This window comes from Limosilactobacillus walteri (assembly GCF_014830205.1).
Classification (GTDB): Bacteria; Bacillota; Bacilli; order Lactobacillales; family Lactobacillaceae; genus Limosilactobacillus; species Limosilactobacillus walteri.
In genome coordinates this window covers 1-26,890 of the sequence record NZ_QORN01000043.1, presented here as the reverse complement: position 1 = coordinate 26,890, position 26,890 = coordinate 1, and the positions used below count along the sequence as shown (strand labels likewise).

Annotated in this window: 28 protein-coding genes and 1 tRNA gene; 3 read left to right on the top strand and 26 right to left on the bottom strand. The window is 38.4% G+C overall.

Annotated features, from left to right (window positions below):
- Positions 1–74: 74 nt before the first annotated feature.
- From ribF to DTK66_RS09435, 20 genes are all read right to left on the bottom strand, one after another.
- Positions 75–1,034, bottom strand: a complete 960-nt coding sequence (gene ribF, locus DTK66_RS09530) for a riboflavin biosynthesis protein RibF (protein WP_191668510.1) — start codon at positions 1,032–1,034, stop codon at positions 75–77.
- Between the two features lie 14 nt (positions 1,035–1,048).
- Positions 1,049–1,954, bottom strand: a complete 906-nt coding sequence (gene truB / locus DTK66_RS09525; protein ID WP_191668509.1) for a tRNA pseudouridine(55) synthase TruB — start codon at positions 1,952–1,954, stop codon at positions 1,049–1,051.
- A gap of 57 nt (positions 1,955–2,011) precedes the next feature.
- The gene (rbfA, locus tag DTK66_RS09520; protein WP_153930870.1) at positions 2,012–2,374 is read right to left on the bottom strand and encodes a 30S ribosome-binding factor RbfA; all 363 of its coding nucleotides are present in this window, start codon (positions 2,372–2,374) and stop codon (positions 2,012–2,014) included.
- An 18-nt stretch (positions 2,375–2,392) separates the two neighbouring features.
- Entirely contained in the window at positions 2,393–4,642 is a 2,250-nt protein-coding gene (gene infB / locus DTK66_RS09515) for a translation initiation factor IF-2 (protein WP_153930871.1), read from the bottom strand.
- Positions 4,643–4,655: 13 nt separating this feature from the next.
- Positions 4,656–4,967 (bottom strand): YlxQ-related RNA-binding protein, encoded by a 312-nt coding sequence (locus DTK66_RS09510; RefSeq protein WP_153930872.1) that lies wholly within the window; start codon positions 4,965–4,967, stop codon positions 4,656–4,658.
- Complete coding sequence (gene rnpM, locus DTK66_RS09505; protein WP_153930882.1) at positions 4,957–5,256, bottom strand: RNase P modulator RnpM; 300 nt, start codon at positions 5,254–5,256, stop codon at positions 4,957–4,959. The genes DTK66_RS09510 and rnpM overlap by 11 nt, the downstream gene beginning before the upstream one ends.
- A gap of 30 nt (positions 5,257–5,286) precedes the next feature.
- Positions 5,287–6,483 (bottom strand): transcription termination factor NusA, encoded by a 1,197-nt coding sequence (gene nusA, locus DTK66_RS09500; RefSeq protein WP_191668508.1) that lies wholly within the window; start codon positions 6,481–6,483, stop codon positions 5,287–5,289.
- 20 nt (positions 6,484–6,503) lie between these two features.
- Positions 6,504–6,977: a ribosome maturation factor RimP gene (gene rimP / locus DTK66_RS09495; protein WP_191668507.1), complete on the bottom strand. Its 474-nt coding sequence runs from the start codon at positions 6,975–6,977 to the stop codon at positions 6,504–6,506.
- Between the two features lie 137 nt (positions 6,978–7,114).
- On the bottom strand, positions 7,115–11,443 hold the full coding sequence (locus DTK66_RS09490; protein ID WP_191668506.1) for a PolC-type DNA polymerase III: 4,329 nt from the start codon (positions 11,441–11,443) through the stop codon (positions 7,115–7,117).
- Between the two features lie 73 nt (positions 11,444–11,516).
- Complete coding sequence (locus tag DTK66_RS09485; protein ID WP_153930874.1) at positions 11,517–13,247, bottom strand: proline--tRNA ligase; 1,731 nt, start codon at positions 13,245–13,247, stop codon at positions 11,517–11,519.
- A gap of 21 nt (positions 13,248–13,268) precedes the next feature.
- Entirely contained in the window at positions 13,269–14,543 is a 1,275-nt protein-coding gene (gene rseP, locus DTK66_RS09480; RefSeq protein WP_153930875.1) for an RIP metalloprotease RseP, read from the bottom strand.
- Positions 14,544–14,565: 22 nt separating this feature from the next.
- Entirely contained in the window at positions 14,566–15,351 is a 786-nt protein-coding gene (locus DTK66_RS09475; protein ID WP_153930876.1) for a phosphatidate cytidylyltransferase, read from the bottom strand.
- A gap of 18 nt (positions 15,352–15,369) precedes the next feature.
- Entirely contained in the window at positions 15,370–16,149 is a 780-nt protein-coding gene (uppS, locus tag DTK66_RS09470; RefSeq protein ID WP_153930884.1) for an undecaprenyl pyrophosphate synthase, read from the bottom strand.
- 223 nt (positions 16,150–16,372) lie between these two features.
- Positions 16,373–16,936, bottom strand: coding sequence for a ribosome recycling factor (gene frr / locus DTK66_RS09465; protein ID WP_191668505.1), 564 nt, complete (start codon positions 16,934–16,936; stop codon positions 16,373–16,375).
- A gap of 4 nt (positions 16,937–16,940) precedes the next feature.
- Positions 16,941–17,663 carry a UMP kinase gene (gene pyrH / locus DTK66_RS09460; RefSeq protein ID WP_153930878.1) on the bottom strand — a complete coding sequence of 241 codons (723 nt, stop codon included), beginning with the start codon at positions 17,661–17,663 and terminating at the stop codon, positions 16,941–16,943.
- A gap of 81 nt (positions 17,664–17,744) precedes the next feature.
- On the bottom strand, positions 17,745–18,620 hold the full coding sequence (tsf, locus tag DTK66_RS09455; RefSeq protein WP_153930879.1) for a translation elongation factor Ts: 876 nt from the start codon (positions 18,618–18,620) through the stop codon (positions 17,745–17,747).
- 102 nt (positions 18,621–18,722) lie between these two features.
- The gene (rpsB, locus tag DTK66_RS09450; RefSeq protein WP_153930880.1) at positions 18,723–19,514 is read right to left on the bottom strand and encodes a 30S ribosomal protein S2; all 792 of its coding nucleotides are present in this window, start codon (positions 19,512–19,514) and stop codon (positions 18,723–18,725) included.
- Positions 19,515–19,682: 168 nt separating this feature from the next.
- Positions 19,683–20,675 (bottom strand): D-2-hydroxyacid dehydrogenase, encoded by a 993-nt coding sequence (locus DTK66_RS09445; RefSeq protein WP_191668504.1) that lies wholly within the window; start codon positions 20,673–20,675, stop codon positions 19,683–19,685.
- Positions 20,676–20,680: 5 nt separating this feature from the next.
- On the bottom strand, positions 20,681–20,971 hold the full coding sequence (locus DTK66_RS09440; protein ID WP_191668503.1) for a GIY-YIG nuclease family protein: 291 nt from the start codon (positions 20,969–20,971) through the stop codon (positions 20,681–20,683).
- Complete coding sequence (locus DTK66_RS09435) at positions 20,961–21,716, bottom strand: tRNA1(Val) (adenine(37)-N6)-methyltransferase (RefSeq protein WP_153930565.1); 756 nt, start codon at positions 21,714–21,716, stop codon at positions 20,961–20,963. Before DTK66_RS09435 ends, DTK66_RS09440 begins: the two co-directional genes overlap by 11 nt.
- A gap of 95 nt (positions 21,717–21,811) precedes the next feature.
- Here DTK66_RS09435 and DTK66_RS09430 point away from each other — a divergent pair, with 95 nt between their 5' ends.
- Positions 21,812–22,450 carry a lysophospholipid acyltransferase family protein gene (locus DTK66_RS09430; RefSeq protein WP_191668502.1) on the top strand — a complete coding sequence of 213 codons (639 nt, stop codon included), beginning with the start codon at positions 21,812–21,814 and terminating at the stop codon, positions 22,448–22,450.
- Positions 22,451–22,497: 47 nt separating this feature from the next.
- Here the strand turns inward: DTK66_RS09430 and DTK66_RS09425 are convergent, their stop codons facing one another.
- Positions 22,498–22,725, bottom strand: coding sequence for a YneF family protein (locus DTK66_RS09425; protein ID WP_003666855.1), 228 nt, complete (start codon positions 22,723–22,725; stop codon positions 22,498–22,500).
- A 73-nt stretch (positions 22,726–22,798) separates the two neighbouring features.
- The gene (locus tag DTK66_RS09420) at positions 22,799–23,050 is read right to left on the bottom strand and encodes a DUF896 domain-containing protein (protein ID WP_153930567.1); all 252 of its coding nucleotides are present in this window, start codon (positions 23,048–23,050) and stop codon (positions 22,799–22,801) included.
- A gap of 128 nt (positions 23,051–23,178) precedes the next feature.
- On the opposite strand from DTK66_RS09420, the gene lexA reads away from it, so the two are divergent.
- Entirely contained in the window at positions 23,179–23,805 is a 627-nt protein-coding gene (gene lexA / locus DTK66_RS09415) for a transcriptional repressor LexA (protein WP_153930568.1), read from the top strand.
- A 52-nt stretch (positions 23,806–23,857) separates the two neighbouring features.
- Here the strand turns inward: lexA and DTK66_RS09410 are convergent, their stop codons facing one another.
- Positions 23,858–25,015 (bottom strand): hydroxymethylglutaryl-CoA synthase, encoded by a 1,158-nt coding sequence (locus DTK66_RS09410; RefSeq protein WP_191668501.1) that lies wholly within the window; start codon positions 25,013–25,015, stop codon positions 23,858–23,860.
- Between the two features lie 34 nt (positions 25,016–25,049).
- On the bottom strand, positions 25,050–25,727 hold the full coding sequence (locus DTK66_RS09405) for a ribonuclease H family protein (protein ID WP_191668500.1): 678 nt from the start codon (positions 25,725–25,727) through the stop codon (positions 25,050–25,052).
- A 160-nt stretch (positions 25,728–25,887) separates the two neighbouring features.
- Between DTK66_RS09405 and DTK66_RS09400 the strand changes: the two genes are divergently transcribed.
- Positions 25,888–25,975: transfer RNA gene (locus tag DTK66_RS09400), tRNA-Ser, on the top strand.
- Positions 25,976–26,489: 514 nt separating this feature from the next.
- Here the strand turns inward: DTK66_RS09400 and DTK66_RS09395 are convergent.
- Positions 26,490–26,672, bottom strand: coding sequence for a hypothetical protein (locus DTK66_RS09395; RefSeq protein WP_191668499.1), 183 nt, complete (start codon positions 26,670–26,672; stop codon positions 26,490–26,492).
- Between the two features lies 1 nt (position 26,673).
- Complete coding sequence (locus DTK66_RS09390; RefSeq protein WP_019253933.1) at positions 26,674–26,850, bottom strand: hypothetical protein; 177 nt, start codon at positions 26,848–26,850, stop codon at positions 26,674–26,676.
- Positions 26,851–26,890 lie beyond the last annotated feature (40 nt).

Here is a 26,890-nt window from a genome sequence, read left to right as displayed (position 1 = left end):
GTACTTCTTGACGAAGAGCCACTAAAAAAGAGATTTGAGAATGTCGTGGCATATCGCCCAATATAATGACCATCTCAAATCTCTTTATTTTTTATAGTATCCAATATTTTTCGCGCGTTTTGTTCATCTTGTCTCATTTGTGCTACCAATTCCGTAGCGCCAGCAAATTTTTCTTCTCCACGAAGATAATCATGCCAGTGAACTAACACCTCTTCACCATATACCATTTGGTGAAAATCAAAGAGATAGATCTCCACCGTTAATTGGTTGCTATCGCCAAAAGTTATATTATGGCCTACACTAGCCATGCCGTTATACCAATTATTGCCTATTTTGACACTTACAGCATATACCCCAATCCCCGGAATTCGTTCTTCTTCTGGATACTCAATATTAATCGTCGGGAACCCAAGAGTCCGGCCTCGCGCTAAGCCATGAACCACTAACCCCGTTGTCTGGTAAGTATAACCTAGGGCATCATTAGCAGCTTTCACGTTGCCCTTATCAATAAGCTGACGAATTTCTCGTGAACCAATTTTTCGGGAGCTATCATTTTCTGTAAACTTAGGAACTGTTACAACTTCAAACCGATTGGCTGCATATTTAGGTAACAAATCCATTGACGCAATTTCAGCTAAGCCATAAGTATGGTCAAATCCGGCAACTACCGTTTGCGCATGAAAACCTATTAAATACTGATCAACAAACCGTTGCGGTACTAAGTTAGCAAACGCAGATGTAAAGCTTACTAGGTAAACAATATCGACCCCTAATTTCTCCAACAGCTCCAATTTTCTATTTACTGTTGATAAGTATTTAAAGCCCCCCTTATATTGACGATAAACAATCCCAGGAGCATGGTCATAGGTTAAAACAGCAAGTGGTAATCCTTTTTTTTTCGCAATTTTTCGTGCACGCGCAATCACTGCTTGATGTCCACGATGAACACCATCAAAGAAGCCCATTGCTAACACAACATCACCTGACGGAATCAATTCTTCCTTCAATGGATGGCGTATCTTAATGACCTGCACACATTCCACTCTCCTTACTTAATTGCAAACATTTTCGTCGGCTTATACATCTTATTTTTGGTGTCGAAATGATACAACGCTTTTACCTGACCATCAAATAATAACACAATTTCCTGCTCGTTTGTGTTCAGTTCGTTGGGAGAAAGCCAGCCGCCATTTTGGACTTTCTTCCATTGAGGCATTTGAATTGTTATTTGAGGATATTCCTTTAGGGCGTAGTCAAGAGGATACATATACTGTTGTAGCGTTTGCGTTGCTACTGCATCCTGAACATTAGCCAAGCTAAGCGTTTGCTCAAGTGTAAAGCCCCCGCTTTTTAGCCGGGTTAAAATACTCATAACACCAGGATATCCTAACTGTTGCGCCAACTCAACAACAAGCGTGCGAATATAAGTTCCTTTGCTGCATTCAACATTGAAACGAATTCGTTGTTGCTTATTTTTTTTATCATATTTGGAACTTAATAACTCAAACTTTTTAATTTCTACTTGTCGTTTAGGCCGTTCAACGGTTTCACCGGCACGGGCATATTCATAAAGCTTTTTCCCGTTTACTTTTACTGCAGAATACATTGGCGGAATTTGTGTAATAGCTCCGGTTAACTTCGCCATTGCTGCTTTAATTTTTTTGCTTGAAATTTCAGTTTCAACTGGTTTTTCAGCAATTTTTTCTCCATCAAGGTCCTGCGTGGTTGTTGAAAAGCCAATTAACAATTCACCTTGATATTGTTTACCAGACTGCATCAAATAATCAACTACTTTCGTTGCATTACCAATGCAGATCGGTAAAACTCCTGCAACATCCGGGTCAAGTGTGCCAGAATGACCAATTTTCCTTGTTTTTAAAATTTGGCGTAAACGACTAACGCAAGCAAAACTTGTCATTCCGCGTTCTTTATATAAAGGAAGTATTCCATCCATTCGTTAATCCTCCAAAAAAGCTGGGAAGAAAATATTAATCCTTCACCAGCTTTTTTACTAATTATTTTCTTTTTTGTGTAAATCGTTAATGAGCTGATCAATTCGACTTCCGTAAGCAACTGATGGGTCTCTTACAAATTTAATTTCTGGAGTCTTAAAAATATTAAGACGGGCGCCTAATTCACTACGAATTAGACCAGTTGCTTTATCCAATCCTGCTTGTGCTTTTTCAGCATCTGATGCTAGGTCAGATAAAATACTATAGTAAATTGTTGCCTGCTGGAGATCACCAGTAACATCTACGCCTGTAATGGTAACATTTTGTACTCGAGGGTCACGTACCCGCTTCAACAAAATCTCATCAACATCTTTTTGTATCTCTTGAGCTAGACGATCTACTCGATATTGTTTACTTGGCATTTTTATCTCTCCTCAGCTTTACTTAACTGGAACTTCTTTCATCTTGTAAGCTTCAATAACATCCATTTCCTTAATGTCGTTGTAATTTTCAATTGTTAAACCACACTCATACCCTTGTTTAACTTCTTTGACATCATCTTTGAAACGCTTAAGACTACCTAATTCACCTTCATAAATAACAACACCGTCACGAACTAAGCGTACCTTAGCATCGCGGGTAATTTTACCGGAAATAACCATTCCTCCCGCAATAGTACCAATTTTAGAAGCCTTATAGATTTGACGAACTTCAACTTGACCAATCGTTTCTTCTTTATAAACAGGTTCAAGCATCCCTTTCATCGCATCTTCAACTTCTTCAATAGCATCGTAAATAACCCGGTGAAGACGGATATCAATACTATTAGAATCAGCTAATGTCTTAGCTACTGCGGTTGGACGAACATTAAAACCAATGATAACAGCATTTGAAGCCTCGGCTAAAGTAACATCACTTTGATTAATTGCACCAACGGCTTGATGAATAATATCTACTCTAACGCCATCAACTTTAATTTTTTGCAAACTTTGACTTAAGGCCTCAACTGAACCCTGAACATCGGCTTTAATAATGATTGGAAGAGTCTTCATTTGCCCCTTCTTCATTGTGGCAAATAAATTATCTAATGTCACGTGAGAAGTCTTTTGCCGTTCCTTATCCATTGCTCGTTTTGCCCGTTCTTCACCAGCCGCACGAGCAGTCTTTTCATCATCAAAGACGACAAACCGATCTCCCGCTTCTGGGACTTCATTTAACCCAGTAATTTCAACTGGTGTAGATGGAGTTGCTTCCTTAATTCGACGACCATTTTCGTTAGTCATTGTCCGAACACGACCAAAAGTATTACCGACAACAATTGGATCTCCAACATGAAGTGTACCTTGTTGAACAAGGATGGTAGCAACTGAGCCCCGACCTTGATCGAGTCGTGCTTCAACAACCGAGCCCGCCGCATTTTGGTCTGGATTAGCTTTTAATTCCATCATTTCCGCTTGCAGTAAAATCATATCTAGCAATTCATCAATATTCTTACCGAACTTAGCAGAAATCTTAACAAAGATGGTGTCACCACCCCAGTCTTCTGGAATCAAATTATATTTTGATAATTCTTCTGTTACTCGGTCTGGGTTGGCACCTGGTTTATCAATTTTATTAACCGCTACAATAATAGGCGTATTGGCCGCTTGTGCGTGGTGAATAGCCTCAATAGTTTGTGGCATCACACCATCATCAGCTGCAACAACTAAAACTGTAATATCAGTAATGTTAGCTCCCCGGGCACGCATTTCAGTAAAGGCTGCGTGTCCTGGTGTATCAAGGAACGTAATCAAATGGTCATTATAATGTACTTGGTAGGCACCAATTTCTTGAGTAATCCCCCCTGCCTCATGTTCAGTAACATGAGAATGACGTAGTTTATCAAGCAAAGTGGTCTTACCATGGTCAACGTGTCCCATTACAGTAACAACTGCCGGACGTGAAACTTGATTTTCAGTATTATTTTGCTCATCTTCAAACATCTTATCAATGTCTGAAACGTCAACTTGGACTTTTTCTTTTGCTTCAATGCCATAATCCGTCGCTAATAATTCAATAGTATCTTTATCCAACGACTGATTTTGGTTAATCATTACACCAAGCATAAATAGTTTTTTGACAATTTCTGCTGGGGAACGGTGAAGGATCTTTCCAAGGTCTTGTGCATTCATCCCATCAGTATATTCAAGCACTTCTGGAAGCGGCTTGTCCTTACGTTGAGTTGGTTGCTTATGAGTAACTTCTCTTAAGCGCTTATTCTTATTATGTTTCTTGTTTTTCTTATTTTTCTTATTGAAGCGCTTACCATTATTATTTAAGCTACCGCCAAAACGACCATTGTTATTATTATGACGTTGGTTGTTGTCCTTTGTTTCATTGCCGCCTTGATTGCTCTTTTTATGCGGCTGTTCATTTTGTGCTTTTTCATGATGCTGAGCATTATTTTGAGCATGATGATTATTGTTGCCTTGCTTTTTATTTGCACTATGTTGAACATGCTTTGGTGATTGTTGGTGATTGTTGGTTGTTTGTTCACCCTTTACAAGCTTACGTAATTGTTGTGCTTGGTCTGGAGTGACAGAAGACATGTGACTTTTAACTTCCATACCTTGCCGATTGGCCACATTAACCAGGTCCTTGCTAGGCATTTTTAATTCCTTAGCTAATTCATAAATTCGTTCTTTGGCCATATGCTCACGCTCCTTATTCCATTGTTAATAGTTCCTCAAACTTTCTTGCAAAACCTGATTGCATCACACAAAAAACGGTTCGTGATTGTCCCGTTGCCTGACTGAGCTGGCTCTTAGTAAATAATGTTGAAAAGGGGACTTTGTAAAATTTACATTTATCACTGATCTTTTTACTACTAGCCTTTCCAGCATCTGAAGCTAAGAACACAAACTTTGCCTTTTGAGTTTGAATTTTCTTTAAGACGATTTCTTCACCACTTTGAAGCTGGCCCGCCCGGCGGGTAATTCCAAGGAGGTTGAGAATCTTTTGTTCATTATTTATCATTGCCAAATAATTCTTGCCGTGCCTGTAAGTGGTCAGCATACTTGATCAATTCATCGTAAAACGTGTCCTCTAATTGAACATGAAAGGCTTTCTCAAAAGTTTTTTCTTTCTTAGCACGTTTTGCAATATCAACATCAACAGCAATATATGCCCCTCGACCAGGCTTTTTTCCGGTTGGATCTAAGGAAACCTGATCTTCCTTATTCTTTACTACCCGAATTAACTGTCGCTTTGGCATCATTTCACCGGTAACTATATCTTTACGCATCGGTATTTTTCTCTTTTTCATCATTTCACCCCGCTGCCTTATAACTAGTTATTAGTCTTCACTCTCATCAATATCTTGAGTTTCTTCTAAATCAATTGCTGAATCTTCTGTTTCTTGATTTTCCATTTCGGAAGCAGACTTAATATCGATCTTGTACTTAGTTAACCGTGCTGCTAACCGTGCATTTTGTCCGCGCTTACCAATAGCTAAAGAAAGTTGATTATCTGGCACTACTACCGTACATGAACGTTCAGTTTGTTCTTCAGTTGCTGTATCTTCGTCAGTATCAACACCCTCGTTTTCACTAGTTGGCTTGTCATCATTAAAGATAACATCTAACACTTCTGCTGGATTTAGAGCATTAGCAATAAACTTAGCCGGATCTTTAACGTATTCCACAATATCCATGTTTTCGCCATCAAGTTCATTAACAATCGCTTGAACACGAGAACCACGTGGGCCAACACAAGTTCCTACAGGATCAACGTTTGGATCATTAGAATATACTGCTACTTTGGCACGATCACCAGCTTCACGGGCAATATTTTCAATTAAAACTGTTCCGTCTTTGATTTCCGGAACTTCCCGTTCAAATAACCGTTTCAGTAATTCTGGAGCAGTCCGACTAACAAAAATTTGGGGACCCCGCCGATCATCATTGACCTTAGATACGTATACTTGAATCCGGTCATGGACGTGGTAATGTTCATTCGGCATTTTATCTCGGAATCCCATTGCCCCTTCAACTCCATCACCTAAGTCAACATATGTAAAGCGCTTATCTTCACGGGATACTTCCCCCGTAATAATTTCATTTTCATATGTCTTATATTTATCGTAAACAATCTTTCGTTCTTCTTCACGGAGTCGTTGCATTACAACTTGCTTAGCTGTTTGTGCCGCAATCCGTCCGAAGTCGCGTGGTGTTACTTCTTCCCGGATTTCATCACCAATATCATAACCTTGACCATGAGGAAGTTTTCGGGCATCAGCTAAACTCATAAATTCATTGCTATCAGCTGCAACTGCTTCCTCATCGTCCGTAATAGTTTTAACAGCATATACCTTGATATTGCCAGTCAATGAATTAAATTCAACTTCAACATTTTTATCACCATAATTTTGCTTATATGCTGATTCCAATGCCTGTTCAAGTGCTTCAATGACAACTTCCTTTTTAATACCCTTTTCTTTTTCAAGATAATTGAGGGCGCCAATCATTTCGGTATTAATTTTTGGCTTACTCACCTTGTAACACTCCTTTTATATTAAAATTTAATCGCTAATCGGGCCTGCGCGATCTTATTACGATCAATCGATACTTGCCGATGACGAGTCTTATCTAGGTAGTCCAACGTAATTTCTTTTTCAGATAATTGTGTTAGTGTACCTTCGTATACTTTTTGACCATTAATCTGTTGGTAAAGAGAAACATGAATATAATGATCAATAGCGCGTTGATAATCCTCTTCCTTCTTTAACGGCCGCTCTGCTCCAGGCGAGGAAACCTCTAAAAAGTAGGCCTGCGGAATCGGATCCGGCTCAACATTATCTAATGCCTCACTCAATTCATCGCTAACGATAGCACAGTCTTCAATTGTAATTCCGCCGTCCTTGTCAATATAAACGCGGAGGTACCAGCTCTTACCTTCTTTTACAAATTCTAAATCGTATAAGTAAAAACCATGGTCCTGTAAAATTGGCGTTACAAGATCTGTAACAGTCTCAACAACACTGCTCAAACGTGTCACCTCCATTATCTGCAATAAAAAGAGCGAGCATCACTGCTCACTCCCACGAGTTATTTACCATAAATAATTGTAACATGTATGCTGATTACTAGCAAGTAATGACCTTAAACTAGCTAATTTATTATGCCTTAAAATAAGCTAAGTTGATTTTCATCCGGCAATTTATCCAGCACATGATTATCGGTCAGAAAATCAATAAGCGTTTGTGATACCTTTCCCCGTTCAGCTAAATCTTCTTTTGATAAGAATGGTCGTTCCTCACGGGCGGCAACAATCTGCTTAGCAACATTTAATCCCAAACCAGGAACCGCACGAAATGGAGCAATTAATGCGTCGCCATCGATTAGCCAATTAGAGGCATCAGATTTTTCAATATCGACCATCTTAAACTTAAAGCCCCGTTCCAGCATCTCATTTGCCAATTCAAGAATCGTTAGTAAGTTCTTTTCCTTTGCACTTGCGTCATTACCTTTATCATTAATTTCCTTCATCCGTTGTTTTACGGCATCTTTTCCATGAGACATTGCAACAACGTCGAAATCATCAGCACGGACAGAGAAAAATGCGCAATAATAAACCAGTGGGAAATAAACTTTGAAATAGGCAATCCGCAGGGCCATTAAAACGTAGGCTGCCGCGTGTGCACGTGGGAACATATACTTAATCTTCAAGCAAGAATCCATATACCACTGTGGTACGTTTGCTTCATGCATCTTTTTCTGCCAGTCTTCTGGAATCCCGCGTCCCTTTCGCACATGTTCCATAATTTGAAATGAAATTTCCGAATCTAGCCCATAGTGGATCAAGTCGGTCATAATGTTATCACGACATCCAATAACGTTTGCAATTGTCGCAATTCCTTGTTTAATCAATTCTTGAGCATTGTCCAACCACACACCAGTACCATGAGATAGCCCCGAGATCTGGAGTAACTGCGAATAATTCTTCGGATGAGTATCTTCTAGCATCCCGCGAACAAAGCGGGTACCGAATTCCGGCAACCCTAAAGTTCCAGTTTTACTTTGTATTTGCTCTTCGGTTACACCGAGAACTTTAGGACTAGAGAAGAGTGCCATCACTCCGGGATCGTCCATCGGAATTGACTGTGGATCAATTCCCGAAAGGTCTTGAAGGGCACGAATCATTGTCGGATCATCATGGCCTAAAATATCCATCTTGAGAATATTATCGTGAATAGAGTGGAAATCAAAGTGCGTCGTTTCCCAAGCGGCAGTTTGGTCATCGGCAGGATACTGAACTGGGGTAAAATCATAGATATCCATATCATCTGGAACAATTATGATCCCCGCTGGGTGCTGCCCAGTTGTCCGCTTTACACCTGTGGCTCCTTTGGCTAAACGATCTTCCTCTGCTTTTCGAAACTCTTTCTCAGTGTCGCGCTCATAAGCTTTCACATACCCATAAGCAGTTTTATCTGCAACAGTACCAATTGTTCCGGCCCTGAATACATTTTTCTCGCCAAAAAGAACTTTCATATAGTTATGGGCAATTGGTTGATAATCACCAGAAAAGTTCAAATCAATATCCGGCACCTTATTTCCCTTAAAGCCAAGGAAAGTTTGAAACGGAATATCATGACCATCTTTAACCATTAAAGTACCACACTTAGGACATTTCTTATCGGGTAAATCAAATCCTGAACTATATTCACCTTGTGTATAAAAATGACTATATTGACAATTAGGACATCGGTAATGAGGTGGTAATGGATTAACTTCTGTGATTCCTGAAAGCGTAGCAACAACACTTGAACCAACAGATCCCCGTGAACCAACTAAATAACCGTCTTTATTTGATTTGGCAACTAAACGTTGAGCTATTAAGTAATGGACAGAGAAACCATTTTTAACAATACTATTCAGCTCCAGCTCAATTCGATCTTTAACTAATTGCGGTAAAGGATTCCCATACCATTTTCGCGCAGTATTCCAGGTCCGATCTTGGATTTCCTGTTCGGCCCCCTTCATGTGTGGAGGGTATAGCTTATCTTTTACCGGTCGAATATCACCTATTTCGTTTGCAACTTTATTACTGTTTTCTACTACTATTTCATGGGCTTTTTCTGCGCCAAGAAAGGCAAACTCATTTAACATTTCATCAGTTGTCCGAAAATGCACATCTGGTCGCTCGGTTCGATTTAGGGGATTTGCTCCTCCTTGAGAGTTAATCAAAATTTTACGATAAATTCCATCGTGCGGATCAAGGTAATGAACATCTCCTGTTGCCACTACCGGCTTTTCAAGTTCATCCCCTAATTTAACCATGTTCTTCAAAATATCTTCAAGGTGAGATTCATCAGCAATTACATGTTGTTCTAGTAATGGAGCATAATTAGGCTTAGGTTGAACTTCTATAAAGTCATAATAGCGAGCCTTTTCCATTGCTTGTGGATAACCCTTTTCCATCATAGCAGTAAATACTTCTCCCGAGGAGCAAGCGGTTCCTAACAATAGACCTTCCCGATACTTTGTGAGGACTGTCCGTGGAATCCGCGGAACCCGATAGAAATACTCGACGTTTGATAATGACACTAGCTTAAATAAATTTTTTAGTCCCGCTTGTGTTTGCGCAAAAATTGTAACATGGAATGGCCGGGCATGCCGATATGCGTTGTTTTCCTCCATGTGCTTATTGAGATCATCAACATACTTGATATCATAACGTGCTTCGGCATCCTTTAAGAACTTATAGAGTAAATGTCCAGTTGCTTCAGAATCGTAGTTAGCTCGGTGGTGGTGTTCCAATGCAACCTTAAACTTTTTACTAAGAGTATTTAAACGGTAACCACGCATGTCAGGATATAGGAAACGGGCCAAAGGAAGTGTATCAATAACCGGTTCGGCAATTTTGCCCATCTTATGGCGCTCATATCCCGTATTCATAAATCCCATATCAAATGAGACATTATGTCCTGCAATAATACAGCCATTACAAAAATCCTTAAACATTTGAAAAACTTCTTCTTCTGTTTTGGATCCTTGTACCATTTCTGTTGTGATACTGGTTAAGTTAGTCGTCTGTTCCGAAAGTGGGAAACCAGGATCAATGAATTCGTCAAATCGTTCCAGAACATTACCATCCTGCATTTTAACCGCCGAGAGCTCAATTACTTTGTCATAGATTGCTGACAAACCGGTTGTTTCAACGTCAAAGATTACATAAGTTTGATGAGCAAGTAGTTGGTGATTTTCGTTATATACTAACGGGATACCATCATCAACAACATTGGCCTCCATTCCATATAACATTTTAATTCCCGTTTTTTGAGCAACACTAAATGCCTCTGGAAACGCTTGAACATTACCATGATCTGTCACTGCAATCGCTGAATGCCCCCATTTATGAGCTCGCGTTGCAAGTTCAGTAATTGAATTAGTTGCATCCATCTGACTCATTGTCGTATGAGTATGAAGTTCTACCCGCTTGTCACCTTCTGCCGCCTTATCTTGACGTTCAGTATGGCTGATTTGATTAACATCATAAGCGGTTATTACTAGATCGCGCATCCAAGTATCCTCTTGAACCGGACCACGAACCCTTAGCCACATTCCAGCTTTGATATTAGCAAATTGGGCTTCTTCATCACTATTCCGCGAAAATTTCTTAACCGCAAATGATGAAGTATAATCAGTCATTTCAAAGGTTAATAACTGTCGCCCCGACCGCAATTCGCGGATTTCGGCGTTAAATACATAACCTTCAACTACTACTGACCGTTCTTCGCCTTTTATATCTTGCATTTGGGTAGTATTTTGCTTACTGTCAATTACTCTTCCTAATTGAACTGGACCATCAGCTGGGGCTACGGGAGCGTTTTTCTTTTTTGCTGCCGCTTTTGCTTCATTCTTTTTTATTCGTGCGGCAGCCTTAGCGGCTAACGCAGCATCTGCTTTCTCGTGCTTAGCCTTAAGCTCCTTAATTTTAGCCTGTGAAGCAGATTGATCAACAAATGGATGAATCCGAAATTTTGGAAAACCAAGTTCTTGATAGGAACTTTCAATCGTATCTAAGGCTTTTTGTGCTAAAAGGTCTTTAATAACCTCATTTTCGACTACTAATGTTACTCGACCGTCTTTAACCTCAGGAGAGGTCTGTAAACATACTTGTTGCAACATCGGTGAATCGCTAATTGAATGATTAATAACGTATTGCCAATAGTTAGCAATTTGCGCTTCATCAATCGCTGTCATTGGTGTGCTAATTTTAACACTTACCTTAGCAATATCCTTAAAACCTATTTCTAAGCTTTGAACAAACTGTGAAAAAAGGTCATATGGTAAAGCCTTATTAAAAATAAGATGAAATTCCCAATATCGTGATTGTTTATGAACAACAACGGATTGAACTGCTGCGTTCTTAAATGCTGAATTGTCTTTTTCCGGAAAGTGAATTTGCTCTAATAATTTTCCAAATAATTCTTGGCGATTTAATCCCACGCTCTAATCCTCCTACTTAAAAATGTGGTGCGAAAACGTTTTTTATGACAACATCGCAACCACATTAATTAAATTACTTATTCTCTTCGTTTAATTGTTTAAGCAAAATACCAATTGTATTAACTAGCTCTTCTTGCTTTACTTCAACAGTTTCACCAGTTTTTCTAATTTTAATTTCTACAATACCATCTTGTGCCTTCTTACCAACAGTTACTCGGATTGGAATACCAATCAAATCAGAATCGGCAAATTTTACACCAGCCCGTTCTTTACGATCATCAACTAAAACTTCATATCCAGCATCGACTAATTGTTGATCAATTTTCTCTGCCATTTCCATTTGTTCTTTATTTTTAGCATTAACTGGAATGACATGAATATCAAACGGTGCAATGCTATCCGGCCAAACTAATCCATTTTCATCTGCATTTTGTTCTGCAACTGCAGAAAGCAGCCGAGTAACTCCAATACCATAGCTTCCCATAATAACATCGGTTAAACGACCATTGTTGTCAAGAACCTGTGCGCCCAGTTTGCTTGAATAGTGCGTGCCGAGTTTGAAAATATGACCAATTTCAATTCCAGCCGTAAACTTTAGCGGCTTACCATCAGGCGCAATTTCGCCTTCTTGGACATTACGAAAATCACCAAATTCATCAACACGGAAGTCACGATCAATATTAGCATTGATATAGTGGTAACCATCTTCATTAGCCCCACAAGCCATGTTAACTAAAACCTTAACATAATTATCTGCCAGAATTTTAACCTCTGGTCCAACACCTACTGGTCCAAGTGAACCAGGGTGAGCATTAAGGTATTTTTCAGCATCCTCTTCACTAGCTAATTCAAGATCTTCACAATCAAGAGCATTCGTTACTTTTGATTCATTAACTTCATCGTTGCCACGCATCAATACCAATACTGGCTGATATTCATCTTCGCTCATTTTAGCAATGTATAGCATCGACTTGATTACTTGGTTAGGATCTATATTTAGACTTTCAGCTGCCTCATCAACTGTGTGAGCTCCAGGAGTTGCTTTCTTTTCTAATGGCGCTGGGTCATCTGTTTGTTGAACCCCAGTAAATTTACTTACTGCCTTTTCTAGGTTAGCTGCATAGTCACCATCAGTATAAGCAATGACATCCTCTCCTACTTCAGCAGGGGCAGAAAATTCTTGCGAGTTCTTTCCCCCCATTGTTCCAGAGTCAGCAAGGATAACTTTATAATTTAATCCCACTCGATCGAAAATATTCCGATATGCAGCAGCTTGCTTATCGTAAGCATCATCTAATCCTTCTTGGTCAGCAGAAAATGAATATCCATCAAGCATTTCAAATTCTTTTCCTCGGAGAATACCATATCGTGGCCGATCTTCATCCCGAAACTTATCTTGCAATTGATATACAACTAATGGAAGTTTCTTATATGATTTGATACTGTCACGAATAACCTCTGTAAAGGTTTCTTCATGAGTAGGTCCTAAAATAAAATCACGATCACGACGATCTTTTAGTTTAAATAAATTATCTCCATAACTTTCATATCGCCCTGATTCTTTCCATAAGTCTGCTGGAAGCAACCCAGGCATAAGCATTTCAACTGCTCCAGCTTTATCCATTTCATCGCGGATGATATTTTCTACTTTACGGATAACCCGATATGCTAGCGGAAGGTATGACCATACTCCTGCTGAAACCTGATAAATATAACCTGCACGAATCATCATTTTATGACTTAAGGCTTCAGCATCACTTGGTGCCTCTTTTTGTGTTGGTATTAAGACTTTTGACTGCTTCATAAAAATATTACTCCTTTATAATTACCGAATAAAATATCGTTGAATATCGTTCCATGTTACTAGAACCATTAATGTTAATAAGATTAGAAAACCAATCATCGTAACAATTCCCTCAGCCTTTTCTGGAATAGGGCGGCGAATAATTGCTTCGATGATGTTTAGCAAAAGCTTCCCCCCATCCAATGCTGGGATTGGTAATAAGTTAACAATTCCCAAGTTAATGGAAAGCAATGCTAAGAAGTTTAGGACGCCATTAATTCCCAATGAAGTTGCTTGAGATGTACCGGCATAAATAGCAACTGGTCCACCAAGGTCATTCAAACTAAATCCATGGGTAACCATATGTCCTAGAACACTAAAAATTAATGTGCCTGCTTGAATAAATTGTTGCCAACCAAATTTCAACCGAGCTGCAAGGTTAGTTTCCTGTTTCTCAATAATTCCTATTTGTCCTACTTTTTGGTGACCACGTTCAACTGTTTTAGGTGTCAAGTTAGTGTGGTGAGTCTGATGACCACGCTGGTATGTAATTGCTACTTCCTTGCCAGGCTTACTAGAGATGCTTGTAGAAAGATCAGTCCAGTTTCTTATTCTTTTACCATCAACTTTTGTAATTCGATCCCCGGAGCTTAATCCTGCTCTTGCTGCTACCGAGCCGGCATTAACATGTCCTAATTGATTACTATTAGTAGGGACACCGGTTAAAGTAAAACCAAGAATAATAAATACTACCAATGATAGGATAAAGTTATTCATTGGACCAGCAAAGTTAGTCATCATTCGAGCTGGTAAACTTGCAGAACGAAATTGCACATCTCGTGGCGCAATTTGTACCTCTGTCCCATCTCGTTCAATAATCATCGCATCATGATCTACGCTATAAACCTTTAACTGGTCTTCATCACCATTAACGTAACCTTTAATCCAAAGACCATCTTCTAAGTCGCAAGCAACCAATTGAAGAGGTATCCCTTGGAATAAAGTTGTTTTATCACTGGCGTTAATACTAGTAACTTTATCTTGATCATTCAATTGAATTGTTAATGGTGTCCCTGGCTTTAATTCATCTTGGTCTTCATCATCAGCGCCAGCTAACCGAACATAACCACCTAAGGGTAGAATCCGAATGGTGTAAGTTGTACCATTTTTTCGCTTCCACCAGATTTTTGGTCCCATACCAATTGAAAATTCACGAACCAAAATACCTGCCCGCTTGGCAAAGTAATAATGACCATATTCATGAACAAGGACAAGGATTCCAAAAACAATAATAAATGTAATAATTGTTATTATCAAAAAATCTCTTCCTTACATATGATTAAATGATCCCTAATAAATGGAGCATTGGCATAACGATTAACATACTGTCAAAGCGGTCTAAAATTCCCCCGTGCCCCGGAAGAATCTTACCAGAATCTTTTACCCCGTAGTAACGTTTTAAGGATGATTCAATCAAGTCACCGAATTGACCAAAAATTGAAAGAATTAAAGTAACAAATAGCATTGTTACCCAGCCAGCCCCCACAGGGATAAAGTAACAGTATATTGCTAAAATTACAACCGCTGCAACCGTTCCGCCAATTGATCCTTCCCATGTTTTATTTGGACTAATTTTAGGAGCTAATTTATTTTTTCCAATTTGACGCCCAATAAGATAAGCACCGCTATCGGTGATCCATACGATTAACATTCCGTACAGTAAAGTTTGAAAATTTATTCCTCGAGCTGCAATGAAATAGTGAAAACCGATTCCGATATAAAGCATTGCTAAGGTTAATACACCAGCATCGTCAAAAGTAAAACGCTGCTTACGAATAACCGTATGTAAGAGTAGCAAAACAACTAAAATATAAAAACCAAACCACCGTGTTGCAACGCTTGGCAAGAAATCAAGCCAACTATCAGGTAATATCAATAAGGCAACCCCTAAATAACTGACTAATGCTTCAAAAGAAATTACAAACATCTTTTTCATTACCAGTATTTCAGACATTGCAACAATCCCTAACGCAACGGCCGCGATTGTGAGTGGCCAGTGACCATATACAATAAGCGGTATAAAAATTGCAAGTGCAATTACCGCAGTCGTAATTCTTGTTTTCAAAACAGTATCCCCTTAATTTTATTGATTTTTTAAACCGCCGAACCGACGATGCCGACTTTGGAATAAGCTAATCGCATTTTCCAACGATTCTCCATCAAAATCCGGCCAATGTTCTGGTACAAATTCCAACTCGCTATAAGCTATTTGCCATAACATAAAATTGCTAATTCGTTCTTCACCGCTAGTTCTAATTAGCAAATCAGGATCTGCAAACTCACCTAGTTGCTCTGACATAAGGTGGTTGCTTATTGTGTTTTCATCGATGTCACCAACATCAATCTTCCCAGTCTTTACTTCTGTCGCAATTTGTTTTGCTGCTCGAGTAATTTCATCACGACTTCCATAGTTTAGGGCGAAATTAAGAATCATACCGTTACAATCAGCTGTGTCTTCCATCGCATTTTGTACGGCTTTTTGTGTTGATTCTGGTAACTTTGTAATGTCACCCATTACTGTTACTTTAACATTATGCTTTATTAAATCTGGAACAAAAGTTGAAAAGAAACGAACAGGTAATTGCATTAGGTAGCTCACCTCTGAAGAAGGACGTTTCCAGTTTTCTGTCGAAAATGCATATAATGACAGAACCTTTACTCCTAATTCACTAGCAGCAATTGTAACTTTTTTTACTGTTTGCATTCCTTGTTTATGACCTGCAACTCGCGGAAGATGTCGTTTTTGCGCCCACCGTCCATTGCCGTCCATAATAATTGCAATATGATTTGGAATTCTTTCCATATCAATTTGCTGATTAGTCTTATCATCTTTACTTTTAGAAAACACTAATCGTTCCTCCATTTTATCAGTACTTAGGATTGGCCAACGAAAATGCCTTTTGTACACTATCGCTGATAATACAAACCCTGCCAATTAATTATAGCCTTTATTATACCAGAGGCAAAATTCATTTTGTTAATCTGCTGCAATTTGTTACATAGTTTTAGTATAACTCTTACAGCCATAAAATTAGACAAAATAAAAGGGTGTGGACACATATTAGGTTCACAACCCTTTAGAGAAACTAGCCTTCCATTAATTCCTTTTCCTTTGCATTTGCAATTTCTTCAAGATTCTTAATGCCAGCATCAGTCTCATTTTGGACCTTCTTTTCTAAATCGTGGAATTCATCATCATTGAAGTCACCATTCTTATTCCCTTTCTTCAGGTCATCCATCGCTTCACGACGAACATTTCGAACCGCAACTTTAGCTTTTTCCAATTCCGCCTTAACATCCTTAACCAATTCCTTACGCCGGTCTTCTGTTAATTGAGGAATAATCAAGCGAATAGAACTTCCGTCATTTTGGGGCGTTAAACCAAGATTGGAAGCATAGATTGACTTTTCAATTTCCTCAAGGACGCTCTCATCGTAAGGTGTAATTAAAAGTTGCCGTGCTTCAGGAATGGTAATTGAAGCAACTTGATTTAATGGAGTTGGTGCTCCGTAGTATTCAACTTTTACAGAATTCAATAGGCTAGCATTAGCTTGGCCTGCACGAATATCAGCCAATGTACGTTGTAATGCGTCACCTGACTTAGCCATTTTTTGCTTGGCATCGTTTAAAATTTCTTTTCCTGTAGCCATATTATTAATCTCCCTCAATTGTAGTTCCAACTTCTTCACCAGTTACTACTTTCATGATATTACCTGGTGTATTTAAATTAAAGACCACTAATGGAATGTGGTTATCCATCGACAATGAACTAGCTGTTGTATCCATAACATGCAAATTCTTTTCGATAATATCCATATGAGTTAAGTGATCAAACTTGGTAGCATCCTTAACCTTATTTGGATCCGCAGAGTAGACACCATCAACTCCATTTTTACCCATCAAGATTGCGTCAGCATTAATTTCAGCAGCTCTTAACGCAGCTGTTGTATCCGTTGAGAAGTAAGGACTTCCTGTACCACCAGCAAAGATAACAATTCGATCTTTTTCTAAATGGCGAATTGCTTTTCGACGAATGTAAGGCTCTGCGATTTGCCGCATTTCAATTGATGTTTGTACCCGTGTTGGAACACCAATTGATTCAAGTGCATCCTGTAACGATAAGGCATTCATAATTGTAGCTAACATACCAATATAATCGGCTTGTGCACGCTCCATACCTAATTCGGCTCCAGTAACACCACGCCACATGTTACCACCACCAACAACAATCGCGATTTGTACACCTAAATCATGGACTTCCTTTAATTCTTTCGCAACATCCTTTAAAACTGGCGGATTAATCCCGAAGCCTTTATCTCCAGCTAATGCTTCACCACTGAGCTTTAAAATAACACGCTTGTATTTAATGTCTGACATGCGATATCCTCCTTGAATTTGCAAGCTAATTTTTAAAAAAGGACGCACTACATTGAGTACGTCCCCCTAATGACCGAACGCTTAGTTCATTTGGTCCTTAACTTCTTGAGCAAAGTCATCTTGCTTTTTTTCGATTCCTTCACCAACTTCGTAACGAATGAAGGACTTCAACTTACCATTCTTGCTTGAAACATATTGTTCAACAGTTTGGTCTGAATCCTTAACGAAGTCTTGATCAGCTAAGCAAATTTGTGAAAGGAATTTATTTAAACGACCTTCAACAATCTTATCAACGATTTTCTCAGGCTTACCTTCGTTTAAAGTTTCTTCTCTAAATACAGAACGTTCATGGTCAAGACGTTCTTGAGAAACATCATCACGAGTCATGAATTCAGGGTTGATAGCGGCAACATGCATAGCAACGTCCTTAGCAGTAGCTTCATCAGCACCTTCTAAGACAACTAATGCAGCAATTTGGCCACCTTGGTGTAAGTAGGCACCAAAGTTATCACTATCATCCTTTTCAACTACAGTAAACCGACGAAGACTAACTTTTTCACCAGTCTTTTGTGTTGTACTGATAATGTCATCATTCAATGTACCATTTTCAGTCTTAATAGCTAGTGCTTCTTCAACATTAGCAGGCTTATTTTCGCTAATTAATTTAGTAACCTTATTTAATAATTCTTTGAAAGGTTCACTAGCAGCAACAAAATCAGTTTCTGAGTTTAATTCAACGATTGCAGCTGTATTACCATTAACAGCAATATCAGCTAAACCTTCAGCTGCAACACGATCACTCTTCTTGGCTGCCTTTGCAATTCCCTTTTCGCGAAGGTAATCCATCGCTTTATCCATGTCGCCGTCACTAGCAACTAATGCCTTTTTAGCATCCATGATCCCGGCACCGGACTTTTTACGTAATTGCATAACTTGAGCAGCTTTAATTTCAGCCATGATGAAATCTCTCCTTTATATTTAATTATCTTTTTTGAAAAAAGGCCGTTTAGTACTTAGGCCAGAATGGTCCGTACAAAACAGCCCAAGAATTAATAATTTTTAGTCTTCTTTTCCTTCAACACTGTTCTTTAAGTTCTTTAATGAATCTTCAGTAACAGTTTCATTAGCGGCGTTGTCTTCAGCAACTTCTTGTTGTTGAGCGTCATCTTGACCTTGCTTACCTTCAACAAAAGCATCAGCCATCTTTGAAGTGATCAAGCGAACCGCACGAATAGCGTCATCATTTGATGGGATAACGTAATCAATGTCATCTGGATCAGTGTTTGTATCAACCATTGCAACGATTGGAATGTGTAACTTTTGTGCTTCCTTAACTGCAATTTGTTCCTTGTGAGGATCAACGATGAACATAACATCTGGAATCCGTGGCATATCTTCAATACCACCAAGGAAACGTTCAAGCTTTTCACGTTGCTTAGTTAAAACAGCTACTTCCTTCTTTGGAAGGACATCAAAAGTACCGTCTTCACTCATCTTCTTAAGTTCCTTTAGACGAGCAATACGTGATTGGATAGTCTTCCAGTTAGTCAACGTACCACCTAACCAACGATGGTTAACATAGTATTGACCTGCACGAGTAGCTTCTTCTTCAATAGCATCTTGTGCTTGCTTCTTAGTACCAACGAATAAAGCAACTCCGCCGTTAGCAGCAACATCTTTCATGTAATTGTAGGCAGTATCGATTAACTTAACAGTCTTTTGTAAGTCAATGATATAAATACCATTACGTTCAGTAAAGATGTATTCTTCCATCTTTGGGTTCCAACGACGAGTTTGGTGACCAAAGTGGACACCGGCTTCAAGCAATTGCTTCATAGATACAACAGACATAATATACCTCCAAATTGTTTTTCCTCCCCAGTTTTCTTCTGGCAGCGGGACTATCTAAGCACCCACACCACCATCATCCTGGGTGTGAAATTGGCGTGTAACACCGAAATATAGTATACAAAAAAGCTTGCCTACTGACAAGCTTTTTTCTCAACTTCTTTTATAATATTAAAACTTAACTAATTTATCAGATGTTCCCGTTGTAATTAAGTCTAGATTAGCGGATAAACTCATTTTAACCATATTTTTTATAGCTTGATCTGTATAAAAGGCAATGTGAGGAGTAATTAAAACATTCGGGCGCTTGACAAGACTCTTAAATTCTGGATAATCAATCTCATTTTCATTAATTTGCTGGTTAAAGATTTTAGTTTCACCAGTTAATACGTCTAAAGCAGCACCTCCGACTTTACCGGTATCTAACGCGTCAATCAACGCATCTTCATCTACCAATGGTCCACGGGCAGTATTAATGAGCAGGACTCCATCTTTCATCATTGAAAATGTTTTTCGATTAATCATTTTATCGGTTGCAGGAACATGTGGGAGGTATAAAGAAATAATCGTTGATTGTTTATATAATTCCTTCAATTCAACATATTCAACTATCCCATCTAATTCTGGGTTTTTATGACGGCTGTACGCAATTACTTTTGCCCCAAAGCCTGCAAATATTTTAGCGGCAGTCGATCCAATATTACCAGTTCCAACGATCCCAACAATTTGCTTGTTCATTTCCTTAGCAATATGCGGTGCCCAATTGTAATCTCCTTTACCTAGTTTTAAGTAAAATTCTTTCGTCCGTCGTAATAGGTTAAGCGCCTGTGTTACTGAAAATTCAGCGATTGCTGCTGGCGAATAGACGGGAACGTTAGTAATTTGAAAACCTAATTCGGTTGCAAGTTTGTGGTTGATATTATCTACCCCTACGTTTCGCAGGGACATTTTAGTAATTCCATTAGCAGCTAACTGCCGCAAGGCATCATCAGGATAAGGCTTTTGCTGAAAAACGACTACCCCATTACTTCCCTTTGATAGCTCTGCGCTTTTTTCGTTTAATAATTCAGTAGTTGTCGCCACCGTAACTTCTGGATGCTCATTTTGCCATTCCTTAATATAAGGAACCTCATCACTATAAACACCGTATACGTAAATCTTCATAAATTTTAATTCCTCCGTAACTTTAAAATGCTAACACCATGTGCGCGCAAGAATTCTTCTTTCTGTTTTCGAGTTTGATGTTTGAAATAATATTCAGCATGTAATGCATCATGTTTTGACGCAAATTTTTCTGAATAAATAAGTTTTAAGGGATGACGTTTCTTCACCCGCGTATACTTTGCGCCACGATAACTCTGGTGTGTATGAAAGCGACGTTCAACATTATCAGTAAAACCACAATAAAGGCTATCATCAGCACAATATAATATATAAATATAATAATCTTTACTTGCCATATAAAAGCTCCTGAACAGCTGGTAAATATTTACCATCTTCTCCATGAACAATTAGTGGCGGAACGACCTTTATTCCTCCTGGCTTGCCATCTTTAATTACCTCAAGTAATAAAATGTTTGCATCGCGATCTGGTTTAGGGTAAATAAACCGCAATCGCTTGGGAGCCAGTCTATATTTTTGACATATAGTAAGAATCTCTGCCAAGCGATCAGGACGATGAACAAGGTATCCATGTCCATTCATTTTTAGCAGGCCACTCATTTGCTTAACAACTGTTGCTAAATCAGTTGCTATTTCATGACGAGCAATTGCCAAGGCCTTATTGGGATTCTTTTGACTTTGTGGTGTAACGGGAAAGTAAGGCGGGTTGCATAAAACGATATCAACCGAATCTTTGGGGATATAGTCATTTATGTTAGCAATATCAGTATTAATAACTGTATAACGATCTTGAAAACCATTTAGTAAAATCGTCCGCTCGGCCATATCAGCAATCTGTGGCTGTAATTCTACTTCCTTAAAATTTCCACCAAGTTTATTGTGCAAAAAAATGCCAATTGCACCATTTCCGGCACAAAGATCAACTACTTTTAATTTATGACGATGATTAGGCCGGACAAAATCGGCCAATAACACTGCATCCAACGAAAAAGCAAAACACTGTGGATTTTGAATTATCTGAACATCTTGGCTATATAACTGGTCAATCCGTTCGCCCTTTTTTAAAATCTTTTTACTTTCCATATTATCTCCATTAATTTTTTATACTTGCAAGTTTGTTTTTTTTTCGTCATACTGATGAACGAAAATATTATTATCTTATAGATTGGAAGATTAAAATGCTCTATACGTTTCTTGTAAAGATCGTTAACCCATTTTTAACGTTAATTAACGGTCGTCCCCAAATATATAATCAAGAAAATATTCCTGAGGGGAATTATATTATTGTTGCTCCTCACCGCACATGGATGGACCCTGTTTTATTAGCACTTGCCGTCTGGCCTAAGAAATTTAGTTTTATGGCTAAAAAAGAATTATTCAAAAATCCGCTTGCCAGCAAATTTCTAAGGGCCCTTAATGCTTATCCTGTAGACCGAAAAAATCCAGGTCCTTCCGCGATTAAAAAGCCTGTCACAATCTTGCGAAAAACTGACTTGTCAACGATTATTTTTCCTAGCGGCTCTCGTTATTCTTCAAAACTAAAAGGAGGCGCTACTGTTATTGCTAAGATGGCTAACGTTCCTTTAGTCCCCGCTGTTTATCAAGGGCCATTAAAATTCGGGCAGCTTTTCTCACGTAAACCACGTCATATCGCATTTGGCAAGCCAATTTATATTGACCGTAAGCAGCGCCTTACTCCTGAAGTACAGGCAGATTTAGAAAAACAAATGCAAGCAGCGTTTGACGACTTGGATAAGCAAATTAATCCGCAATATAAGTACATTATGCCTCCCAAGCCTAAAAATGATGACTTTTAATTAAGCGGTAATATAAAAGGATGTGATAAAAATCACATCCTTTTATATTACTTACGATTTGACTTTTTAGCTTGCGCCTTCATCGCTTGCATCATTTGATGTAGTTTACGACTTGATGGTTTTTGTCCCATTTGAAGCATCATCGTCCGCAGCATCTCTTCCGAAATCGGTGGATTATTGCGGAGGTAGTTTTCCATGTATTTCCGTGCACCAAAGAAGCCGATTACTAAGCCGACTAATAGTGCAAGAATCATTAGCATGATCGTCATACCCACAATTACTTCCTCCTTTGCTCGTTACTTATCCATCTTACACGAAAGAGCATTCTTTGAAAAGACCAAATCTTTTTTAATCGTCACGAAGACCTTTTTTACGCTGAACTTCACGAACCTTTTCTGGTGTAACTTCATTACCATCTTTATCAAAAATCCGCATCATTTCGATATTACTCCGCATTGCTTCACGAAAATTCTTTAAATATTTCTTTCGTAAGCGTTCCCGTTCCTTGGTTTCTTCTTCAGTCAAACCTTCTTCTTTATTTTTATGAGCCAGCTCATTAATCCGCTTCAAAAGTTCATCTTGTTCTTTTGATTCAGCCATTAATATCATCTCCTTGATAAAATTGATTTTACTTAGTTTATAAAACTAATGCAAATCACGAACGTACGTTTGAAATATACCTTCATCTATGATAAGCTTAACACAATTAATAATAATGAGGTGTCAATATGCCAAAGCCAGCAAAAAATAAACAAATGGCCGTACTTAATTATATTCATAAGCAAGTTGAAGATCATGGTTATCCGCCAACAGTTCGTGAGATTTGTAGCGCTGTTGGATTATCTTCTACCTCGACCGTTCATGGTCATATTACCCGCTTAATCGAACAAGGATTTTTACAAAAAGACCCTTCAAAACCACGTGCCCTTGAGATTACTCCCAAAGGACTGGACATTTTAGGCGTAAAACCTATGCAAAAAGAAATTCCAATGCTCGGTGTTGTAACAGCTGGTCAGCCGATCCTAGCTGTAGAAAATGCTACAGAATTTTTCCCGATACCTCCTTCGATCCAAGATAATAATGACCTTTTCATGCTTACTATTCGTGGAACAAGTATGGTAAAAGCTGGTATTTTTAATGGTGATCAAGTTATTGTTCGTAAACAATCCACTGCTAAAAACGGTGATATTGTTATCGCAATGAACGATGATAATGAAGCAACTTGTAAAAGGTTTTTTAAGGAAAAAACACGATTCCGTTTACAACCAGAAAACGATACCATGGAACCAATTTTCTTAGATAATGTAAAAATTCTGGGAAAAGTTGTCGGTCTATTTCGTGATCATATCTTCTAAATTAAAACGAAGCTGATTAACGCGTTTAACGCAATTAATTAGCCTCGTTTTTTTATTTTACCTCATAAATTCGTTGATGTTTTTTTTGTCCCTTTAGGATAAACGGTGATAAATCATCCGTATCGTCAAATTCAATATCTTCACTATTCATTCCTAGTTGACTACTAAACAACCTTTCGTATTCAGTTACCGAAACCTTTTGACGTTGTGCTAAGTCTGTTTCGATATCGTTCAGATATTTTTGATAACCTTCTTCTAAAATTCCAGTGTAGAATTCTCCTTCTGCCCCAGATCCATAGCTAAATAACCCAATTCTATCACCAGCAGCAAGAGACCCGTTTTGTAAGAGGGACATTAATGATAAGTATAATGAACCAGTATAAAGGTTTCCGACCCTTCTTGAATAGACTTGGCTTGCCGTTAACTGTTGGCGTAAACGTCTTGCCACCCTATCTTTACGATCTCCTAAAATTGATTCCAAGCCCTTTTTACCCATTTTTGTAAATGGCAAATGAAAAGTAAGCGCAGCAAAATCAGCTAAGCTATGTCCAGTAAGTTGCTGGTAACGAGTGAAGGTTTGCTTAAAAAAGTCAATATATACATTGGTAGAGTATTTACCATCGACTAACGCTTCGGTTGCGTATAGAGGCCGCCAAAAGTCCATGATATCTTTACTGTAAGCAACTGTCGTATCTTCAAGAGTTAAAATATGTGGATTTGCTGAAATAAGCATGGCAACCGCGCCGGCTCCCTGTGTAACTTCTCCTGGAGTATTCAAACCATAACGGGCTATATCAGTGGCGATCACTAATACTGTTTCTTGTGGATTAATTGCTACTAATCCTTTTGCAAACTGTATTCCTGCGGTAGCAGAATAACATGCTTCTTTCAGTTCAATTGTCCGTGTAAAATCATTTAATCCGAGTAAGTGTTTGATATAAATTGCACTTGCTTTTGAATTATCAATGCCTGATTCAGTCGCCACAATTAGGGTTGAAATATTCTTAATTAATGACGGTGTTAAAAGTTTTTTTGCTGCTGCCGCACCTAACGTAACAATATCTTGCGTTGGTGGCACGACCGCTTGCTGATCCTGTCCAATTCCAATTGTAAATTTGTTAGGATCAACATTACGTGACTCGGCTAATTCTACAAGATCCAAGTAGTTATTTGTTGTTGCAAAAGCCATCTTATCAATACCAATTCTCATTTTCACTCACCCTTATTTACAAATATTTAGTACATTACATCTGATCCATTGTATGATTTAGTAATTCATCAACACGGTTATTTCCGACATTAACGGAGTGCCCCTTTGTCCATTCAAAATGCAGGTTCGAGAATTTAGGCAATATTTTCACAAGTGCCTGCCATAATTCTTGATTTGCCACTGTTGTTCCTCCTGCAGTTTTCCAACCACGGCGTTGCCATCCACTTAACCAGCCTTTCATAAGAGGATCTAACACATAATGAGAATCTAACGTCGCAATAATGGGCATTTCTTGTAACCCAAGCTCAATTAGCTTATTGAGTGCCTGAAGTAAAGCCGTTACTTCCATTTTATTATTAGTTGCACCATACTCTCCTGCAGTATCGGTGTATACCTGTTCCCCATTCTGAATTAAGTAAGCCCAAGCTGCTTTGTCATTACTTTTTACATGCTGACCAAGTTTATTCCCGTGATTACGCGAGCCACCATCTGTATAGAGCCAAATAGCATTAGAAGGGAAACTATTGCTAGCCTTTCCTTTTGATAACAATTGCGGCGTTTGATTATTAAGCCAATCATTAGCCTCTTTTAAGGTTTTAAAACTTTTAAAACGCGCATTAGGATATCCGCTAACTTGCTCTTGACATTCCGCCCAGGTTTGATAAATTCCAGGCTGTCGTCCTTTTTTTACTACATAATATTTTTTTACCATAACTATCCTCTAATCCAATGCATTTTAACATATAGGATATCATATCAACAAGAAAGCATTTTCGCAAAATTGAACTCTTAATGATATATTTCCTTGCCTCCTCACTTTAATAACTGCTTTACGTAACATTATTTTTTTGTTACAATAATTAAGTTGATATGGAGACATACTCAAGTGGCTGAAGAGGACGGTTTCGAAAACCGTTAGGCGTGTAAAAGCGTGCAGGGGTTCAAATCCCCTTGTCTCCTTTATCTAAAGTTTTGCTGATAATCAATAGTTGTTAAAGCATTGATATATCAGCATTTTTAATTTTAGGTTTACACTATAGAACGCTATTTTTAATTAATTCTGCGGAAAAAATGCGGAAAAATAATTTAACTTGTCAGCATGGTGGGCTACTGGTATTCAGTAGTCTTTTTATTTTTGTTGTCAGAATTTTTTAAGATTAAACATCCCCAACAATATTTTTTGTCTAAAACGGGGATGATTTAATTATTCTTGCTAATGTAATTGTTGATATATCAGCAATCATTAATAATAGCCCCCCTACCCTAAAATTTTAAAAATTATCGCCTGCGTGTAAGACGATTGAAATGTGTGCGCTCTTTAACGTGAGGAACAGGGGGCGGGGGATGTTATAATTAATTTTGGTTTTATTTATATCTCAAGGGCGCTCTCACAGTAGAGCGTCTTTTTTAGTGCAATTTAAGCAGTTTTTACAGCGTAAATAAAAAGACAACTAACATATTTCGTTAGCTGTCCTCAAGCGTTCAATTTTTCTTGCCGTTGTTTGATACAGTCTAATAGCATATCAAGGTCTTCTTGTGTTGCATCCTTTAAGATAAAGTTTTTAGCAACTGAACGGCGGTTAATATACTGTACCTGTGCTTTGTTCTTACTACGATACCTGTTGATTGCTTTATGTTGTGACTCTGTAAGTGCCATCTTATTTCCTCTCAATCTTAAATTCAAAGAGCTTCTTGCGCTTGTCCTTTGGTGTGTGAAGCCACGTCTTGAACTTCTTAACGTCTTGTTTCCACATTGCTAGCGTCTCACGTGGAGAGTAAACATCTAGGGAAATAGTAACGTGTTTATTCTTTGACTGGTATTTAAGGCGCTTCATATTTCATCCCTCACTTTTAAATGCTATAATATACATATGA

What these genes read in the sequence shown, in the direction of transcription:
- DTK66_RS09435 (WP_153930565.1), bottom strand. Translation starts at nt 21,716, where the DNA reads ATGGAAAGTAAAAAGATTTTAAAAAAGGGCGAACGGATTGACCAGTTA.
- DTK66_RS09430 (WP_191668502.1), top strand. Translation starts at nt 21,812, where the DNA reads ATGCTCTATACGTTTCTTGTAAAGATCGTTAACCCATTTTTAACGTTA.
- DTK66_RS09410 (WP_191668501.1), bottom strand. Translation starts at nt 25,015, where the DNA reads ATGAGAATTGGTATTGATAAGATGGCTTTTGCAACAACAAATAACTAC.
- tsf (WP_153930879.1), bottom strand. Translation starts at nt 18,620, where the DNA reads ATGGCTGAAATTAAAGCTGCTCAAGTTATGCAATTACGTAAAAAGTCC.
- pyrH (WP_153930878.1), bottom strand. Translation starts at nt 17,663, where the DNA reads ATGTCAGACATTAAATACAAGCGTGTTATTTTAAAGCTCAGTGGTGAA.
- rpsB (WP_153930880.1), bottom strand. Translation starts at nt 19,514, where the DNA reads ATGTCTGTTGTATCTATGAAGCAATTGCTTGAAGCCGGTGTCCACTTT.
- DTK66_RS09440 (WP_191668503.1), bottom strand. Translation starts at nt 20,971, where the DNA reads ATGGCAAGTAAAGATTATTATATTTATATATTATATTGTGCTGATGAT.
- truB (WP_191668509.1), bottom strand. Translation starts at nt 1,954, where the DNA reads ATGGATGGAATACTTCCTTTATATAAAGAACGCGGAATGACAAGTTTT.
- lexA (WP_153930568.1), top strand. Translation starts at nt 23,179, where the DNA reads ATGCCAAAGCCAGCAAAAAATAAACAAATGGCCGTACTTAATTATATT.
- infB (WP_153930871.1), bottom strand. Translation starts at nt 4,642, where the DNA reads ATGGCCAAAGAACGAATTTATGAATTAGCTAAGGAATTAAAAATGCCT.
- DTK66_RS09445 (WP_191668504.1), bottom strand. Translation starts at nt 20,675, where the DNA reads ATGAAGATTTACGTATACGGTGTTTATAGTGATGAGGTTCCTTATATT.
- uppS (WP_153930884.1), bottom strand. Translation starts at nt 16,149, where the DNA reads ATGGAGGAACGATTAGTGTTTTCTAAAAGTAAAGATGATAAGACTAAT.
- DTK66_RS09390 (WP_019253933.1), bottom strand. Translation starts at nt 26,850, where the DNA reads ATGAAGCGCCTTAAATACCAGTCAAAGAATAAACACGTTACTATTTCC.
- DTK66_RS09510 (WP_153930872.1), bottom strand. Translation starts at nt 4,967, where the DNA reads ATGATAAATAATGAACAAAAGATTCTCAACCTCCTTGGAATTACCCGC.
- rbfA (WP_153930870.1), bottom strand. Translation starts at nt 2,374, where the DNA reads ATGCCAAGTAAACAATATCGAGTAGATCGTCTAGCTCAAGAGATACAA.
- DTK66_RS09405 (WP_191668500.1), bottom strand. Translation starts at nt 25,727, where the DNA reads ATGGTAAAAAAATATTATGTAGTAAAAAAAGGACGACAGCCTGGAATT.
- frr (WP_191668505.1), bottom strand. Translation starts at nt 16,936, where the DNA reads ATGGCTACAGGAAAAGAAATTTTAAACGATGCCAAGCAAAAAATGGCT.
- DTK66_RS09420 (WP_153930567.1), bottom strand. Translation starts at nt 23,050, where the DNA reads ATGGCTGAATCAAAAGAACAAGATGAACTTTTGAAGCGGATTAATGAG.
- DTK66_RS09395 (WP_191668499.1), bottom strand. Translation starts at nt 26,672, where the DNA reads ATGGCACTTACAGAGTCACAACATAAAGCAATCAACAGGTATCGTAGT.
- DTK66_RS09485 (WP_153930874.1), bottom strand. Translation starts at nt 13,247, where the DNA reads ATGAAGCAGTCAAAAGTCTTAATACCAACACAAAAAGAGGCACCAAGT.
- rnpM (WP_153930882.1), bottom strand. Translation starts at nt 5,256, where the DNA reads ATGAAAAAGAGAAAAATACCGATGCGTAAAGATATAGTTACCGGTGAA.